The organism is Actinomycetospora chibensis, from assembly GCF_028737215.1.
GTDB lineage: Bacteria > Actinomycetota > Actinomycetes > Mycobacteriales > Pseudonocardiaceae > Actinomycetospora > Actinomycetospora chibensis.
Genome location: NZ_JAQZAM010000004.1, coordinates 43,766 through 60,956, shown reverse-complemented (window position 1 = coordinate 60,956; position 17,191 = coordinate 43,766). Strand labels below are relative to the sequence as shown.

General features: G+C 75.9%; 13 protein-coding genes. 11 read left to right on the top strand and 2 right to left on the bottom strand.

All coding sequences use genetic code 11. The features are described 5' to 3' along the window. The first annotated feature begins 7 nt into the window (after positions 1-7). The 9 genes from pknB to PH189_RS07045 all read left to right on the top strand — a co-directional run bounded on the left by pknB (position 8) and on the right by PH189_RS07045 (position 13,007). Positions 8-1,921, top strand: a complete 1,914-nt coding sequence (gene pknB / locus PH189_RS07085) for a Stk1 family PASTA domain-containing Ser/Thr kinase (RefSeq protein WP_274188068.1) — start codon at positions 8-10, stop codon at positions 1,919-1,921. A 123-nt stretch (positions 1,922-2,044) separates the two neighbouring features. Beyond that, the gene (locus PH189_RS07080) at positions 2,045-2,347 is read left to right on the top strand and encodes a hypothetical protein (RefSeq protein ID WP_274188067.1); all 303 of its coding nucleotides are present in this window, start codon (positions 2,045-2,047) and stop codon (positions 2,345-2,347) included. Positions 2,348-2,538: 191 nt separating this feature from the next. Next, positions 2,539-5,205: an FHA domain-containing protein gene (locus PH189_RS07075; protein WP_274188066.1), complete on the top strand. Its 2,667-nt coding sequence runs from the start codon at positions 2,539-2,541 to the stop codon at positions 5,203-5,205. Continuing rightward, positions 5,202-6,893: a serine/threonine-protein kinase gene (locus tag PH189_RS07070; protein ID WP_274188065.1), complete on the top strand. Its 1,692-nt coding sequence runs from the start codon at positions 5,202-5,204 to the stop codon at positions 6,891-6,893. The genes PH189_RS07075 and PH189_RS07070 overlap by 4 nt, the downstream gene beginning before the upstream one ends. Before the next feature lie 181 nt (positions 6,894-7,074). After that, on the top strand, positions 7,075-9,015 hold the full coding sequence (locus PH189_RS07065) for a serine/threonine-protein kinase (RefSeq protein WP_274188064.1): 1,941 nt from the start codon (positions 7,075-7,077) through the stop codon (positions 9,013-9,015). Between the two features lie 60 nt (positions 9,016-9,075). After that, positions 9,076-11,028 carry a hypothetical protein gene (locus tag PH189_RS07060; RefSeq protein WP_274188063.1) on the top strand — a complete coding sequence of 651 codons (1,953 nt, stop codon included), beginning with the start codon at positions 9,076-9,078 and terminating at the stop codon, positions 11,026-11,028. Between the two features lie 271 nt (positions 11,029-11,299). Further along, the gene (locus tag PH189_RS07055; protein ID WP_274188062.1) at positions 11,300-11,827 is read left to right on the top strand and encodes a hypothetical protein; all 528 of its coding nucleotides are present in this window, start codon (positions 11,300-11,302) and stop codon (positions 11,825-11,827) included. Between the two features lie 230 nt (positions 11,828-12,057). Continuing rightward, positions 12,058-12,453 (top strand): hypothetical protein, encoded by a 396-nt coding sequence (locus PH189_RS07050; RefSeq protein WP_274188061.1) that lies wholly within the window; start codon positions 12,058-12,060, stop codon positions 12,451-12,453. 257 nt (positions 12,454-12,710) lie between these two features. Continuing rightward, a complete protein-coding gene (locus PH189_RS07045; protein ID WP_274188060.1) occupies positions 12,711-13,007 on the top strand; it encodes a hypothetical protein in 297 nt (98 codons plus the stop codon). Positions 13,008-13,018: 11 nt separating this feature from the next. Here PH189_RS07045 and PH189_RS07040 read toward each other — a convergent pair whose 3' ends face one another. After that, on the bottom strand, positions 13,019-14,458 hold the full coding sequence (locus PH189_RS07040) for an HNH endonuclease signature motif containing protein (RefSeq protein ID WP_274188059.1): 1,440 nt from the start codon (positions 14,456-14,458) through the stop codon (positions 13,019-13,021). A gap of 133 nt (positions 14,459-14,591) precedes the next feature. Here PH189_RS07040 and PH189_RS07035 point away from each other — a divergent pair, with 133 nt between their 5' ends. Next, a complete protein-coding gene (locus PH189_RS07035; RefSeq protein ID WP_274188058.1) occupies positions 14,592-15,233 on the top strand; it encodes a DUF4190 domain-containing protein in 642 nt (213 codons plus the stop codon). Between the two features lie 13 nt (positions 15,234-15,246). After that, positions 15,247-15,831, top strand: coding sequence for an ASCH domain-containing protein (locus tag PH189_RS07030; RefSeq protein WP_274188057.1), 585 nt, complete (start codon positions 15,247-15,249; stop codon positions 15,829-15,831). Here PH189_RS07030 and PH189_RS07025 read toward each other — a convergent pair. Next, positions 15,828-17,027 carry an erythromycin esterase family protein gene (locus PH189_RS07025; protein ID WP_274188056.1) on the bottom strand — a complete coding sequence of 400 codons (1,200 nt, stop codon included), beginning with the start codon at positions 17,025-17,027 and terminating at the stop codon, positions 15,828-15,830. The two genes, PH189_RS07030 and PH189_RS07025, sit on opposite strands and share 4 nt — an antisense overlap. Positions 17,028-17,191 lie beyond the last annotated feature (164 nt).

Below are 17,191 nucleotides of genomic sequence, written 5' to 3'. Positions count from 1 at the left end.
GGAGCGCATGTCGCAGGCGACGGTGGTGGCCGGCCGCTACCAGCTCGGCCCGACCCTGGGCCGCGGTGGGATGGCCGACGTGCACTCGGGCCTCGACGTGCGCCTGGGGCGCGAGGTCGCGATCAAGGTGCTGCGCTCCGACCTCGCGCGCGATCCCTCGTTCCGGCTGCGGTTCGAGCGCGAGGCACAGAACGTGGCCGGGCTCAACCACCCCGGGATCGTCGCGGTGTACGACACCGGCGAGGTGCCCGGCGAGCAGGTCGGGCTGCCGTACATCGTCATGGAGTACGTCAGCGGGTCGACGCTGCGCGACCTGCTGCGCGCCCACGGCCCGATGCCGCCCGAGCACGCCTGCGCCGTCATGGCGGACGTGTGCGCGGCGCTGGGCTACAGCCACGAGCACGGCGTCGTCCACCGGGACGTCAAGCCGGCGAACATCATGATCACGCCGGGCGACGTCGTGAAGGTGATGGACTTCGGCATCGCCCGGGCCCTCACCGAGACCGGGCCGGGCCTCACCGGCGACATGGTCATCGGCACCGCCCAGTACCTCTCCCCGGAGCAGGGGCTCGGGCAGGACGTGGACGCCCGCGCCGACGTGTACGCCGCGGGCTGCGTGCTCTTCGAGCTCCTCACCGGCGAGCCGCCCTTCAGCGCCGACAGCCCGGTGGCGATCGTCTACCAGCACGTCCGCGAGGACCCGCCGATGCTGGAGACGCTCACGCCGCCCGGCGTGGTGATCGACCCCTCGCTCGAGGCGGTCGTCCGGCAGGCGATGGCCAAGAACCCGGACAACCGGTACGCCACCGCCGCCGAGATGCGCGCCGACCTGCTGCGCGTGCTGGCCGGCGAGCGCCCGGACGCGCCCGCCGTCCTCGCCGAGTACGGCCGCGTCACCGGCCCCGAGGACCCGACCGACCCCGGGCGCCACGGTGCGGCCGTCGCGACCACCGGCGAGATGAGCCTGACGCAGGAGGTCACGCGCGGGAGCCGGCGGCGCGGGGCCGTCGAGCTCGACCACGGGCCCCGCACCGGCGCCCACGCGGCGGCGCGGACCGGCGGCTCGCGGTGGCGGCTCGCGGCGGTGGTGGTCGGCCTCGTGGCCCTGCTCGTGCTCGGTGTCGTGTGGGTCGCGAGCCCGTCGGACAGCGAGGTGCCCCGCCTGGTGGGCCTCTCGCGCGACGAGGCCGTCCGCGCGCTCGCCGACGCCGGGCTCTCCCCGATCGTCGTGCCGACGGCGTCGCCGCCCGAGCAGGTCGACCGGGTGATCGGCTCGTCCCCGGACGTCGGGGTGCGCGTCGACGAGGAGTCGGCCGTGACGCTGCGCATCGGGCGCGGGCCGGGGCTGGTCCAGGTCCCACTGCTCGTGGGCCGCAGCCCCGAGGCCGCCCGCGTCGCCGCCGAGGCCGCGGGCCTCGTGCTCACTCCCGTGCCGCGCCAGCGCGAGACCTCCGACCCCACCGAGATCGGCCAGGTCGTCGGCCAGGACCCGGTGCCCGGCTCGCTGCGCCCCGCCGGCGGCGCGATCGAGCTCATCGTGGGCCAGCGACGGGCCACCCTGCAGGTCCCCGACCTTGCGGGGCGTTCCCGCCAGTCGGCGGAGTCGACGCTCGAGGGCATCGGTCTCGAGGTCTCGTTCCGCGAGGTCGACGGGGGCGCGGCGGGCACGGTCGCGGGCACCGTCGTCGGGATGCGCCCGAGCGCCGGCACGTCGGTGCCGCGGGGCAGCACGGTCACCGTCGAGGTCGCGCGGGGCTCGGGCTCGACGCCGACCTCCGGGGCGCCGTCCGGGGACACGGGCAGCGGCTCCGGCGGCTCCGGGAACGGCGGCGACTCGGGCGGAGCGACGGACGGCGGCGACGGCACCGAGGACGGTACGAGCGGGTCCGAGGGCGACGACGGGTTCTTCGACCTGTTCTGAGCGGCCGCGCGCGGCGATGTACTCCGTCCGTGATCCACCGGACGGCGCATCAAGAACGGCCGTGTGGCGCTCGATGACAGGGGTGACAGTACGTCGGCCCGTCACCCAGGGACGTGATCCACGATGTTCCGCCGCTCCTCGAGCACCGCCACCACCAGCTCTGCTGTCAGCGGGTCCCACCGTCGCCGCGCCGTCCGACGGGCCCGTCAGCGCGAGGTCGTCGACGACGCCGCCCTGCGCGCCCGCCTGGACCGGATGAACCGCCGGCTCGCCGAGGTCAGCTCCGTGCAGGTCACTGCGCGTGCCCAGGGGATCGACAACGACGCCGCCCGCCGCGATCCGCTGACGCGCCCGTTCTCGGCCCCCGTCGACGGTCCGATGCCGCCGCGCCGGGTCGACACCGCGGAGATGGCGCGCCCCGCCTGAGAGGTCTCCCGGACCACCCGGTTCGGGTTCATCACACCGGGTGATACTGCGGCGCGATTATCGCGAACCCCCTGGCAGACCCTCCGCTTGCGAACACACACTGTCACCGTCTCGGCCAAGCGACGGCGCCGGGAAGGTGACAGTGTCGTGTGAGGGGCCAGGTCTCGGGCCGGCTCGCGAGGAGGTCGGCCGTGCACCCCGTGGAACCCGTGCCCCGGCCAGCGGCGGGGCGGCGACCCGCCCGCGGCCGGCCGCTCACGGCTCCGCAGCTCGAGCTCACGCACGGTGACCGCCGGCTCGTCGTCCCGCCGGGTCAGCCGGTGACGATCGGCCGCGACGAGGCGGCCGGGTTCCAGGTGGTGCACCCGCTCGTCTCCCGCGTCCACGTCGAGCTGCGGCCGCTGCCCACCGGGTGGGAGCTGATCGACCACAGCCGCAACGGGGTGTTCGTCGCCGGGGAGCGTCTCCAGCAGCTGCGGCTCTCGCCCGGGGCGACGCCGCGGCTCACGCTCGCGCTCGGGCACGGCGGACCCGAGGTGCAGGTCGCGCTCCGGGCGGTCGGCGCCGACCCCGGCGCCCCGCCGGTGGCGATGGCCGCGCCCCTCGTCCCGCCCGCCGCCCGCCCGGGTGGGTCCGACCCCCGTCCGGTGCCCGCCCAGCCCGGCGCCCCGCCCCGCGTCCGGCACGACCCGCTCGCGGGCCCCACCCCCGACGACGCGGGCGCCGACGGACCGAGCCGCCAGGGGCGCCTCTCCGCGGTGCACCGGCTGCCGTCGGCTGCCCCTCCGTCGGCTGCCGCGTCCCCTCCCGAGCCGGCGCCCACCGCGCGCATCGCCACGGCCGCGCCCGGAACGCCGCCCGCAACCCCCGCCACCCGCATCCGGATCGGCCGCGAGACCGACAACGACGTCGTCGTCAGCGACCTCCTGGTCTCGCGCCACCACGCGGAGCTGCGCTCCGACGGCGCCGGCGGCTGGGAGCTGATCGACCTCGGCAGCCCGAACGGCACGTACGTCGACGGCCGGCGCATCCACCGCGTGCCGCTGCGTCCCGGGATGCTCGTGGGCATCGGGCACGCGCTGTTCCACCTCGACGGCGCCGAGGGCGGGGTGCTCGTCGAGCGCGAGGACGCCGGCGCGATCGCGTTCCGCGCCGAGGACCTGGTGGTCCGCACGCCGAAGGGCCGGACGCTGCTCGACCGGGTGGGGTTCGCGCTCGAGGAGAAGAGCCTGCTCGCCGTGGTCGGCCCGTCCGGGGCAGGGAAGTCGACGCTGCTGCGCGCGCTCACCGGGTTCCGGCCCGCCGACCAGGGCACCGTCACCTACGCCGACCGCGACCTCTACGCCGATTACGACGAGCTGCGCCAGCGCATCGGCCTCGTCCCGCAGGACGACATCCTGCACCCACAGCTGACGGTGCGACGGGCGCTGGCCTACGCCGCCCGCCTGCGCTTCCCGTCGGACACCACGGAGGCCGAGCGCGACCACCGCATCGACGAGGTGATCGGCGAGCTCGGGCTCACCGACCAGGCCGAGCAGCGCATCGACTCGCTCTCCGGAGGCCAGCGCAAGCGCACCTCGGTGGCCCTCGAACTGCTCACCCGACCCTCGCTGCTCTTCCTCGACGAACCCACGTCCGGACTCGACCCCGGACTCGACAAGTCGGTCATGCGTACCCTGCGCGGCCTCGCCGACGACGGCCGCACCGTCGTCGTCGTCACCCACAACGTCGCCAACCTCGACGTGTGCGACCGGCTGCTGCTCCTCGCCCCCGGCGGGACCGTCGCCTACTTCGGCCCGCCCCGGGAGGCCCTCGCGTTCTTCGGCGTACCCGACTTCGCCGACCTCTTCCTGCTCCTCGAGCGGGAAGCCGGTGCCGACTGGGGCGAGCGGTTCCGCCGCTCGGCCGTGGCCGAGCGCTACATCGGCACGCCCCCGCCGACGCGGGCGCCCGGCGCGTACGGCGTCCGGACCCCGGCCACGACGTCGGCCCCGGCCGCGCCGCCGCGGCAGCAGTCGGCGCTCGCGCAGTTCGCCGTCCTCGCCCGGCGCTACCTGGCGGTGATCGGCGCCGACCGCCAGTACACGATCTTCATGGTGGCCCTGCCGCTGCTGCTGGCGGCGCTGTCGCACGCCCTGCCCGTCGACACCGGTCTGTCGCTGGCCGAGCAGCTGCGCGGCGTCCCGGGCGCGCCGCAGAGCCTGCTCATGGTGTTCGTCGTCGGCGCCGCGCTGATGGGGTCGGCGGCGTCGATCCGCGAGCTGGTCAAGGAACGCGAGATCTACCGCCGCGAGCGCGCGATCGGGCTCTCGCGCGCCGCGTACCTGCTCTCCAAGGTCGTCGTGCTCGGCGTGATCACCGGCCTGCAGGGCCTGGTGCTCGGGGTGCTCGGCACGCTGGGCCGGCCGGGTCCCGACGAGGCCGTCGTCCTCGGCGACCCGCGCGTGGAGATCCTCGTCGCGATCGCCGCCACCACGATCGCCAGCATGGCCGTCGGGCTCGCCGTGTCGGCGTGGATCGACAACGCCGACCGCGGTATGCCGCTGCTGGTGCTGCTCGCGATGCTGCAGTTCATCCTGTCCAGCGCGCTGCTGCAGATCCAGGACAGCCCCGTGCTCGCCCAGCTGTCGTGGCTCGTGCCCGCCCGCTGGGGCTTCGCGCTCGGCGCCTCGACCATCGGCGTGCGCAGCGGGCCGGGCGTCCCGCCGCCCTACACCGCGGCCGAGCCCCTGTGGGACCACGACGCCGCCACCTGGATGTTCGACCTCGCCGCCCTGGCCGGCGTCACCGTGCTGTTCGTCGTCGTCACTGCGCTGCTGCTGCGCCGCCTCGACCCGCGCGCCCGGAGGGTCGGATGAGCATCACCCTGCCGCCGCGGCAGCCGGCCACCGACGTCGAGCTCTTCGGGCCGTACCGCCTCGGGGAGCGCCTCGGCGGCGGGGGCACCGGCGAGGTGTTCCGCGCCTACGACACGGTCCGCGAGCGCACCGTCGCCCTCAAGCGCCTGCGCCCCGACCTCTCCGACGACGAGGCGTACGCCGAGCACGTCCTCCGGACCACCCGCCTGGCCGCACGGCTCGCGTCGCCGCACGTGATCCCGATCCACGACGTCGGCACCATCGACGGCGCGCTGTTCGTCGACACGGCGCTGGTGGCGGGGGGCGACCTCGCCCGGGAGCTCGCCGAGCACGGCCCGCTCGGGACGGCACGCGCCGCGGCCGTCGTGCGCCGGGTGGCGGACGCGCTGGACGACGCACACGCCGACGGCGTCGTGCACGGCGCCCTCACGGCGTCGAACGTGCTGCTCTCGCACCACTGCGGGCGCGACGTCGTCCACCTCACCGACTTCGGCGTCGCCGGTCCCGGCGGCACCCGCGCCGACGACGTCCACGCGCTCGGCTGCCTGCTCGTCGAGGCCCTCACCGGGCGCCCGGCCTTCCCCGACGACGACCCGTGGACCACGGCGGGGCGCCGGTACGACGAACCGCCGCGGGTCACCGACCGTCGTCGGGGGCTCCCGAGCGCGGTGGACGCGGTGGTCGCCCGCGCCCTGGCCCCGTCGCCCGCGGACCGCTACGCCTGCGCCGGCGATCTCGCCGACGCCGCGCACACCGCACTGACCGGACCCCGGACCGCCGGCGCCCGCCTCGATCCCGGTCGCGGGACCACCGGCTCCCTCACCGCACCGTCGACCGGCGGGCGGAAGTCGGGCGGTGCGCAGACGGGCGGTGGGCAGACGGGCGGTGGGCAGGCGGGCGGTGGGCCGGCGGGCGGCACGCCGGCCGTGCGCTACGTCCCGGCGGCGGCAGCGACATCGGCGACGGCGGCCCCGGCCTGGCCCCTCGCCACGGTGCCCGCCCCGCGCGAGGCCACCTCACCGCAGCGGACCCCGGACGACCCCGGGTCGTCGACGGGCCCCGCCGCCCTCGCGCCGCTCCCTCGCGGCCCGCGCCGGTCCCGCCGGCCGGGGTGGATCGCGATGGGCGCGGTGCTCCTGATGCTCGTCGCGCTGCTCGCGTCGTGGGCCCTGCTCGCCAGCGGCGGGACGGCACCGGCCCCCACGCCACCCGTGCCGCCTGTCGAAGCCCCGGCGACGAGCCGGCTCGCCGCCGCGTTCCCCGACATCGCCGCCCCCGCCGGATCCGGGCCCGGGAGCACCTGCTCGTCCTACCCGGCCGGCGACGGCGAGTACGTGACGTCCACCGGCGCGCGGGCCCTGTCGGTGATCCGCTGTGACTACGGCGCGGCCGTGCCGGGCGGGTACGTCTACTACACGGAGTGGCCGAGCGCGGCCGACGCCCGCCGGTGGCAGGCGGACCAGGCGAGCCGGGGTCCGGCGCTCGACGGCGTCACGCAGTGGCACGACGGCCCCGGTGCACCGCAGGGTCCGCTGCACACCCACGCCTCGCCCGACGGCACCGTCTACGCCACCGCCGCGTACGCCGAACGGCCTTTCAGCTTCGACATCGTCACCCGGACGCCGGAGGCATCGCAGCGCATGTTCCCGGCGATGCGTCTGCTGCCCGCCGCGCAGGTCCCGGCCTGAACGCACCCCTCGTCCGGGGGCCGGTGCCGTCGCCGGACGAGCCCGGTTCTCACGTCGAGTAAGGAAGCTCTGCGAAAAGTGTGAGGCCACTGGCCTGTCCGAGGGCGATCGCACATACTCTCAGTAACTTTCATCCCGGGGGACGGACTCCCTGGATTCCCCTGACGCAGGAGAGCGCCGCATGAGCACCGAGGCCCCGGGCCACTCGCCCTCGCCGTCCGCCGGCGACCCGGTGGAGATGTTCGGGCCCTACCGTCTCGAGGAGCGCATCGGGCGCGGCGGGATGGGCGAGGTGTACCGCGCGTTCGACACGTCCCGCCAGCGCACGGTCGCCGTCAAGCGCCTGCACGGCGGGCTCGCCGACGACGGCGACTACCAGGAACGCTTCCGGCGCGAGTCGCGCACCGCCGCCCGCCTCTCGTCACCGCACGTCATCCCGATCCACGACTTCGGCACCATCGACGGCCGTCTCTACATCGACATGCGGCTCGTCTCCGGCCTCGACCTGGCCGACGAGATCGAGCGCCACGGCCGGCTCGACCCGCGTCGCGCGGCGGAGATCGTCCGCCAGACCGCCGACGCCCTCGACGCCGCGCACGACGACGGCCTCATCCACCGCGACGTCAAGCCGTCCAACGTGCTGATCACCCAGCACCGCGGCCGCGACTTCGTCTACCTCGTCGACTTCGGCATCGTCCGCGCGATGGGCGGCGACACCAAGAGCTCGCTCACCGGCACCGGCTCGGCGATCGGCACGCTCGCCTACATGGCCCCGGAGCTGTTCCTCGGCCGCGAGATGGACCGCCGCGTCGACGTCTACGCGCTCGGCTGCCTGCTGTTCGAGGCCATCGCGGGGCGCCCGCCGTTCCTCTCCGAGGGCCCCGGGCTGATGTACGACCACCTCAACGAGACCCCGCCGCGGCTCTCCGAGGTCGCGCCCGGATCGCCGCCCGCGCTCGACGCGGTGCTGGCGACGGCGATGGCCAAGGACCCCGCCCAGCGCTACGCCACCGCCGGCGACTTCGCCGACGCCGCCCTGCAGGCCGTCGGCGGCGAGGCGCCCACGGGCGAGACCAGCGCGCCGGACGACAGCACCGCTCGTCACGGAGCCGGCAGCGCCTTCGCGGCCGGTGCGGCCGGCGCCGGCCTCGGCGCCGCGGCCGGAGCCGCGTCGGGCCCGGGATCGTCCGGCCCCCAGAGCGTCACCCCCACGTACGTGCCAGGACCCCGCCCGAGCTCCGGCCCGCAGGCCCAGCCGTGGACCCCGAGCGGCCCGGCGCAGGGACCGTCGCCGTTCGGCTCACCGCAGGGTTCGGGGCCCCAGCCCGGCATGGGGTCCGGCCCGCAGCACGGCTACGGCACGCAGGGCTACACCGGCGGCCAGCCCGGGTTCCCCGGCGGCACGCAGGGATACGGGCAGCCGGGCTACGGCACCGGCCCGTACCCGCCGCCCCCGGGCGGCCCGCAGACCGGGTGGTACGGCCAGCCCCCGCAGCCGCCCAAGAGCGGCAAGGGCAAGGTCATCGCGATCGTCGCCGGTCTCGCGGCGGTCCTGCTGCTCGTCGCGGTGGGCGCGGTCGTGCTGCTCAACCAGGACTCGGCGCCCCCGATCGCCCAGCCGACGCCGGCGACGACCGCGGGCCCGTCGTCGCAGCCCGGACCCACCTCGCCGACGACGCCCACGCCGCCGGCCGGTCAGCCCGCGCTCTCGCAGGTCTTCCCGGACGTGACCAGCTCCAACTGTCAGCTGATGGACCCCGCCACCTCTCCTCTGCGGGCCCAGAACGGCGCGACGTCCATCGAGTCCTACTCGTGCGACTACTCGAGCGTCGTCCCGGGCGCCACCGTGTACTTCGCTCGGTGGTCGGACGCGGCGGGCGCCCGGGCCTGGTACGACGACACCGCCGCGCTCGGCCCGCGCATCGAGAACTTCGACGTCTGGCAGGCCGGCGGCGTCCAGCAGGGCCCGCTGTACACGGCGCAGTCCAGCACCGGCGTGATCTCCACCGGCATCTACGAGGGCCTGAACTACAGCTGGGAGATCCGCACCAGCAACCTCGAGCAGTCCAACCAGGTGTTCCAGGCGCTGCGCCTCCGCGCCAAGTCGACCTTCGGCGGCTGACGCCCCTCCCGATACGACGGGCCCGGCCGAGAACTGGATCGTCGAGGACTGGACGGACGAGTGACCGACGGCGAGACGCTCTCGGGCGGGCACTACCGGCTCGGGTCGAGGCTGACGGGCGGCGGAGCGGGTCGGGTGACGGTCCGGGCGGCCCATGACGAGTGGGGCGACCGCGATGTGGTGGCGGTGGCGCTCGCCCCGGACGGTGGTCACGGGCCTCCAGCACCCGACGCGCTGACCCGCGTGGCGCGCGACATCCGCCGTGTCGCCTCGGCGGTGCACCCCGGCCTCGCGCCGGCGGACGACGTCGCGGCGGGCGCGGACCGCGGGCTTTGGTTGGTGCACGACCTGCCCGCCGGCGTGCGCGGGCTCGCCGACGACGCCCCCGTCGCGCCGGCGGCGGCGCTGCGGCGCGCCGTGGTGCTGGCCGGGGCGCTGGGGGCGGCCCACGCGGCGCGGGTGGTGCACGGCCGGGTCGGCGCGGAGGTCGTCCTGGTGGGCGGGGACGACGCCGTGTGGCTGCTCGGCGCGGCGTCCGGGGTCCGTCCGTCGGACCGGCCGGGTGCCGAGGACGACGACACCCGCGCCCTCGCGGCGACGCTCCTGAGCGCCGGCACGGACGACAGCGAGCCGGAGCTCGCCGCGCGCCTCGCGGCGGTCCTCGAGCGTGCGGCGCACGCGACGCCCGAGGTGCCCGGGGACCTCGGCGCGACCCTGCGCCACGATCTCGGCGATCTCGGCGGGACCGAGCTCGGCGAGATGAAGGAGGCCCCGCCGGTCCGGCTCACCGAGGTGATCCCGACGGCGACGGCCACCGGCGCCTGGTCGCCGACCCGCCCGATGGCCGTCGAGCCCGCGACGGGCGCGGACCCCGCGCACGAGCGGACCACGACCCCCGTCCTGGTGGCGCCCCACGGGCGGGGTCCGGCGGCGCCGGTCCTCCCCCACCCGGGGAACCCCGCGCGGCGACCCGTCGGGGTGGGCCCACCCCGTCCCTCGGGCCCGCCGCCGGCTCATCCCGTCGGTCCCGGGGCGCCGCCACGGCGACCGGAACCGGAGCACCCCGCGACCCGGACGAGCCTCGTCGTCCTGGCCGTCGCGGTCGTCGTGCTCCTGCTCGCCGGGGCCGTCGCCGCGGTGCTCGTCCTGGGGTCCGACGCCGCACCGGTCGGGCCGAGCGACCGGGTCGTCCCCGCGGCGATCGGCGACCCGCGCACCGTCGACCCCTGCGGACTCGTCGACCCCGCCGCCCTCGCGGCGCGCGCCGGCGGCGAGGCCCGGGCCGTCCCCGACCTCGGCGACCCCGCGGCGTGCGTCGTCGACGTCGCCACGCCGGGCGGGGACATCGCGGTGATCGCGACCCTCGAGCCCGTCGCCACCACCGTGAGCGCCGCGCAGGAGGAGCGGGTCGGGGCGCTGCTGGTCCGCCGGATCACGCCGCGGGCCGGCTCCTGCACCCGCACCGTGGTGACCATCGAGGGCGTCCAGGTCTCGCTCGACGCGATCGCCCCCGCCGGCGCGGGCGCCGACCCCTGCGCCGCGGCCGACACCGCGACCGACACGACGCTGCGGGTGCTCCAGCAGGGCACGACGTTGCCGCGCCGCGCGACCGAGGACCCGCCGACGGCCCTGACCTCCGTCGACACCTGCAGCCTGCTCACCCGGTCCGACCTCGGCGCGGTGCCGGGCCTCGACCTGGCGTCGGTCGTGCCCGGTGTGGGCGGCTGGTCGTGCCGGTGGGGCACCGGCGCGGGAAGCGCCGTCGACGTGGGCGTCGAACGCCGCCGCGCCTTCGCGCCGACCACCGACGTCGCCGGCCGGCAGGCCGCGGTCACCCCGCAGCAGACCTCCTGCGACGTCGCCCTCGCCCAGCGCGCCTACACCGCCACGGACGGGACCCCGCGCGTCGAGCTCCTCGAGGTGACGGTGTTCGGCGCACGACCCGCCGACGCCCTCTGCGCCGACGCGACCCGCCTCGCCGCCGCCACCGTGCCCCGTCTGCCCCCGCCGTGATCCCCGCCATGATCCCCGCCGTGACCACAGTCGTGAGCCGTCCTGTGATCCGCCTTGGGAGGGCCGGGCGAGGGGATGCGCGTCCACGTGGGATGTCCGACACTGCCCCGGCCGGCGGTAACGCCCGCCCACGATCATCCCGATACTGCGACGTCACGATCAGCACCATCACGAGCTGGGGCATCGCCATCCGGGTCATCACGATCCCGGGGCCGATCGAGGAGGCCGACATGAGCAGCGCCCACCCGACCCTCGCGCGGAGCGCGGCGTCATGACGGTGACCGCTCCCACCGTCGGCGCCGGGCGCGGACCCTGGATCGCCAGCGCCGCCCTCGCCATCGCGATCGTCGTGGCCGCCGGGCTGGCGGTCCTGACCCTGGTGACCGCGCCGTCGTCGACCGCGTCCCAGCCCGGGGCCGTGGCCCCCGCCCCGGCGGCGCCAGCCGCTCCGGCGTCGCCGGCCGCGGTGCCGCCGCCCGCCGGTGCCCCGGCCACGGCCGACACCGCCGGGCGTGCGCTGCCCGCCGCCGTCGCGACGGGGACCGGCGAGCTCTACACCGCGCTCGGCGCCGGCGACCTCCCGGCCGTCCAGGCCCGGTACCGCCCCTCGGCCGCGTTCGACGCCGCCCCGTGGGCGCGGGTGGAACCGCTCCTGACGGACCCGGCCAACCGACAGGCGCTCCTCACCGCCCTGCGCGAGCCCCCGCAGCGCCGCTCCGGCATCTATCGGTTCGCCGCCGGTGGCGCCGTCGTCGGCGTGGACGCCCAGGGCCGGATGGGCTTCCTGCTGCTTCCCTGATCACCGGCTGGCCCCTGCCGGCACCGCTGAACGAAGAAGGTCGCGTCCACGGCATACGACCCCTGCGCGCAGGTGCCCGTCCCGGCGTGTGCGGACCTGCGGCGCGTCGAGCCGATCCGCGGGGGCTCCCGGCGCTGAGGGGCGCCTGCCAGCGTTCCCTCAGAAACATTCCCCACCGCTCCCGCCGTCAGAGGGTCGACAGTGATCGCGACCTCGGCGAGGAGAGCACCATGAGCGAGCCCGGTACGGCCGACAGCACCGACAGCACCGACGGCACCACCTGGGGCCTGGACGGCGGTCTGATCTCCTTCCCGGCCGGCACGCCGACCACGACCTCCTTCGACGGCGACCACGACGGCTACTACGAGACGTCGGCCACCGACGCGGACGGTGACGGCTACGCCGAGACGGCCTCGGCCGACGAGGACCACGACGGCTACGACGAGTTCGCGCTCTCCGACCACGACCGCAACGGCGCCGTCGACGAGGTCGTCCTCGACACCGACGCCGACGGCTGGGGCGACGCCGCCATCACCGACGGCGCGCCCTACGGCGAGGCCGGGACGGTCGCGGTGGCCGACACGGACAACGACGGCTACGCGGACCTCGTCGTCCCGGGCCTCTGACACCGGCGCTCCGCACCTTCCGGGGGACGATCGTGAACGGCCTCAGGCACCGGTCGCGGGCACCCGACGGGCGCGGCGGGCTCCCGGGTGGCCCCGCCGCCGAGCCGCCGTTCGGGTCGCCGCCCTACGGCGTCCCGCCCTCGAGCGCCCCGGGGTCGTCCGGCCGCTCGCCGCACCCGTACGGGCCGGCTTCCTTCGTGCCGCCACAGCGCACGGCGCGGTCCGGCGGCCCCTGTCCCGGCACGGTGCCGTACCCCGTGCCGTATCCCGTGCTGTACCCCGCGCCCGCCGCCCGCCGTGCGCGACGGGGTCGCGGCCTGCCCATCGCTGTGATCGCGGGGCTCACGGCCCTGGTGCTCGCCGGGGTGGTGACGCTGGTCGTGCTGATCTTCCACGCAGCGCCCGGAGCGGCCCCGGGGACGGCAGGCGAGCGCCGCGTGATCACCACGCACGTCGGCGACGGCCGCGCGGTCACGGTCGACATCGACATCGACACCCAGGCGCAGGGCGACACGGTGTCCGCCGCGATCTGGTTCCGGCCGAGCCCCCAGTGACGCGGCGCAGGTCAGGTGAGGGCGGCCGATCGTCCGCCGGGTCGGGGTTGTCGGTCGGGGTCGATCCACGAGGGCGGGGTGAACCACGGCAGCCCGTCGATCATGTCGATCCGCCAGTGCCCGTGGTGGATGACCTGGTGGTGATGTCGACACAACCACGTGAGGTTGTCGAGGCAGGTCGGGCCGCCGTCACCCCAGTGTTCGACATGATGAGCATGGCAACGCCTTGGGCGTCGCGTGCAACCGGGGAAGGCGCAGCCACCGTCGCGGTGGTTCAGCGCCCGGCGCATCGCGTCGGGGATCAGCCGGGAGCGGCGCCCGATGTCCAGCGGCTCGGACCTGCTGCCCAGCACCATCGGAACGATGTCGGCGTCGCAGGCCCACCGCCGCACGGTGGCCGGCTCCGACAAGGCCCCGGAGTCCAGCGTGCCGTGCCCGACCGCGGACTGCAGCCAGCGGTGGTCCATCGTGATCGTCACCAGCGCCCGCCCCGGCCCGCGGATGGGCTCCGGTGCCGGGGCTGCCGGTTCGGGCTCGGGGCGGCGGGGCTCGGGGATCAGCGCGTCCACGAGCAGCGGATCGTCAGCGATGTCGGCCTCGTCAGTGGCGTCGGCCTCGTCAGCGGCGTCGGCCTCGTCGGCATCCGAGTCGTGGGCATCCGGGTCGGTGCTTGCCTCGGTGTCGTGCTCGTGGTCGGGCCCGAGCTCGGTGTCGGCCTCGTGCTGGCGGGTGTCGGTGACCAACCCGTTCGGGCCCAGGGCGTCGGCGAACACCTCCTTCAACGCGCACGCCTGCCGGTTCCCCAACGACCGGTGGTCATCCGCCCCGGCCGGGATCGCCAACACCTCAATCCCTTCCCGGATCATCTCCGCATCGACCGCATCGTGGATCCGGATCCGCATCTCCAGGGCGCCGTCCTGGCCCGAGGTCATCTTCAGATCGTCGAACAGATCCACGTCCTCATCCGGCGCCGCCCCATCCGGGTCCAACCTGCGCAACAGCGCCTCGGCGAGCCGGCGCAACGTCGCGGGCGGGAACAGGGTCGCCTTCACCGCCAGATACGCCTCCGCCGCCGGGACCTCGCCCGGGTCGACGTGCTCCATCCTGTCGATCTTCTTCATCGTGCGGCGGATGATCGCCACGTGCTCCGGGGAAATCTCCCCCGAGGCCAGCACCGTCGCGGTGCACGGCAACCGCGGCGGAAGCGGCTGACCCTGCAGCGACAACCGCGGAGCCAGGTCCCCGGCCTCGTCGCACCACCGGCCCGCCGTCGCCGGATCCACCCGCCAGCTCTCCTGCAACAACCGCGCAGTGCTGCGATCCCCGGTCACGAAGGCAAGCCCGAGCCGGTCGAGGTGGGCGATCCGCTCCAGGCGCCGGTAGTAGGCCCGGTTCGCCGCGGTCTGCTCCGCGCGGGCAGCATCGAGCGCCTCCCGCTCGACCAGCCCCACACCACCTTCGCTCATGTGTTCGATTCTAGAACCCACCCCCGACACCGAGGGCCGGTTCACGAAGAACGCCGGATCCCCGCCGATCGGGTCGGAACGATCAGGTCATCCGCTCGTCGGCCCTAGGATGCCGGGCGTGAGCTCGCCCTGGGAATCGCACCGCGACCGGTCGTCCGAGCCCGGCAACGGGCCGTCCTCCGGGTCGGGGTCGCAGGACGGTCCGATGCCGTACTCCCCGCCGACGCCGTACCCGGAGCCGTCGGCGCCCGACTCCCTCGGGCTCGCGCCCTACAGCGACCCGTACCAGTCGGACCCGTACTCCTCCGGCTCCGAGCCGTACTCCTCGAGCGCCTACGGCCCCAGCCCGTACGGGCCACCCACGCCGTACCCCTCCGGCAACCAGGGCCAGGCTCCCTACGGCCAGAGCCAGTACGGCCAGGCTCCCTACGGCCAGAGCCAGTACGGCCAGAACCAGTACGGCCAGAACCAGTACGGCCAGCCCTACGGGGCCGGCCCGTACGCCCAGGCCTATCCCCCGACCCGGCCGGTGTCCGGGCTGGCGATCGCGGCGCTGGTCTGCGGCATCGTCGGCTTCTTCACCGCCGGCCTCGCCTCCATCCCGGCCGTCATCTGCGGGCACATGGCCTGGCGCGAGACGAGCAGCGGCACCCACTCCGGCCACGGGATGGCGATCGCGGGCCTCGCGCTCGGCTACCTGCAGATCCTCGGATGGGCCCTGTTCTGGCTGATCCTCATCGGCAGCGTCGCCACCGTCTGAACCGGCCGACCCCGTGCTCTTCGCCCTGCGCTTCGCCGAGCCGATCGCGCGCGGCGAGGTGGACCTGACCTTCCGGCGCTGGAAGCGCGCGCAGGTCCGGCCCGGGCGGCCGTACCGCACGCCGGTCGGCCGGCTCCAGGTCGACGAGGTGGACGTCGTGGCGCCCGGGGACCTGGTCGACGCCGACGCCCGGCGCGCCGGCTTCGACTCGGTCGAGGCGATGCTGGCCGAGGCCGACAAGCACGCCGCGCCGGACGCCGAGCTCTACCGCGTCCGCTTCCACAAGCTCGACGAGCCCGACCCGCGCTCGGAGCTCGCGGCGAGCGTGCCCGACGCCGACGACCTCACCGCGGTCCGCCGGCGCCTCGACGCCATGGACGCCCGCAGCGCGCACGGGCCGTGGGCCTGGGCGACGCTCGCGGCGATCGCCGAGCGCCCGGCCGTCCGTGCCCCCGACCTCGCGGCGTCCTTCGGTCGCGAGACCGCGCCGTTCAAGGCCGACGTCCGCCGTCTCAAGGCACTCGGTCTGACGCACTCGCTTCCCGTCGGCTACGAGCTGTCCCCGCGCGGACGTGCCGTGCTCGATTCGAGGAGCTAACGCGCCCACGCCGGGTGCACCGTGCGCACCACGGCGATCCCGTCGAGGTCGGTGCCCGGTCGGCACGGCACCACCGCACCGGCGGGTGACGACGATGAGATCTCGTCGCCGACCGACCGCCGGGTGACCCCCTCCGAGGCCCACGTCGCCACCGCGGGCGGGGCACCGTCGAGAGCGCGCAGGTCGACCACCGGGTCCCGCGGGCTGGCGGCGAGCACCGCGGCCTCGAGCGACCCGGCCGGCGCGGCGGGCAGGCGCTGGACCTTGGAGGTCCGCGACACACCGAGCAGGCGCCGGCGCAACGCGCGTGTCCTCCCCTCGCCCGCCGAGAGCACCAGCGGGCGATAGGCGTCGCCCAGGCGGGCGCGCAGGTGGAAGCCCGCGCTCGGCGGGTCCTCGCGGGCGACGACGTGATCGGCCTGCGCCCAGAGGACCACCCGCCCGTCGGGACCCGCCGCGTCGAGGGCCTCGAGCACGCCCTCGGCCATCAGCCGCTCGGCCACCGCGTCGGCGCCCTCGGCCGGTGCGGCGGCGAGCTCGGCGGCGCGGGCGAGGAACCCCGCGTGCCGCACGGCGTCGGCGTGCCGCTCGGGCGAGGTGGCGACGACGAGCGCCGGCGCGTCCTGGTCGAGCCGCGCCCGCACCCGGTCGACCGCGGCGCGCGCGGTGTCGTCAGCGTGCCCGAGCGCGAGGTCGGCGAGGGCGTCGGCGACGGTCGCGAGCAGGTCCGGGTCCACGGTCCGCAGGTAGGCGCCGACGACGCGGACGGCGGTCGCCGGACGGCGAGGGTCCACGCCGACGACACGGACGTGCGCCCCCGAGAGTCCGCGGACGAGGTCGAGCACCTCCCGGGTGTTCCAGCTCCAGGAGCCGAGCGACTCGAGTGCCTCGCCGGCCGACCTCGTCCCCTCCCGGAGGTGCTCGTCGAGCACCGTGGTACCCGCGTCGCTCGCCTGCAGCGCGAGGGTCCGGACGCCGGCGTCGCGCACGAGGCCCTCGATCAGCCGGTGGGCGAGCCGGGCCAGCTCACGGGTGCCGACCACCGCGGGACCGAGCGCGAGGACCCGGGCGTCGGCGGCGGCGTCGATCCAGGCCGCGACGCCGTCCTCGACGGCCGCGCCGTCCTCCAGGTCGTCCGGCACCGCGATCGGTCGCGCGTGCGCGGCGAGCCACTCCGTCACCTCGGTGTCGGTCACGGCGAGCACCCTGGCAGGCACCGTCACGCCGACAGCGGGAGGGCCACGGGAGCCGGAGCCGCGCCCCACGAGCCGGTCCGATGATGGCGGGGCGACGACCGGGGCTCACCAGTTCGACAACCCGTCGGCGTTCCGGGAGGGGTCGACACGGCCGGGCCGGCGAC

What these genes read in the sequence shown, in the direction of transcription:
- pknB (WP_274188068.1), top strand. Translation starts at nt 8, where the DNA reads ATGTCGCAGGCGACGGTGGTGGCCGGCCGCTACCAGCTCGGCCCGACC.
- PH189_RS07080 (WP_274188067.1), top strand. Translation starts at nt 2,045, where the DNA reads ATGTTCCGCCGCTCCTCGAGCACCGCCACCACCAGCTCTGCTGTCAGC.
- PH189_RS07070 (WP_274188065.1), top strand. Translation starts at nt 5,202, where the DNA reads ATGAGCATCACCCTGCCGCCGCGGCAGCCGGCCACCGACGTCGAGCTC.
- PH189_RS07065 (WP_274188064.1), top strand. Translation starts at nt 7,075, where the DNA reads ATGAGCACCGAGGCCCCGGGCCACTCGCCCTCGCCGTCCGCCGGCGAC.
- PH189_RS07055 (WP_274188062.1), top strand. Translation starts at nt 11,300, where the DNA reads ATGACGGTGACCGCTCCCACCGTCGGCGCCGGGCGCGGACCCTGGATC.
- PH189_RS07050 (WP_274188061.1), top strand. Translation starts at nt 12,058, where the DNA reads ATGAGCGAGCCCGGTACGGCCGACAGCACCGACAGCACCGACGGCACC.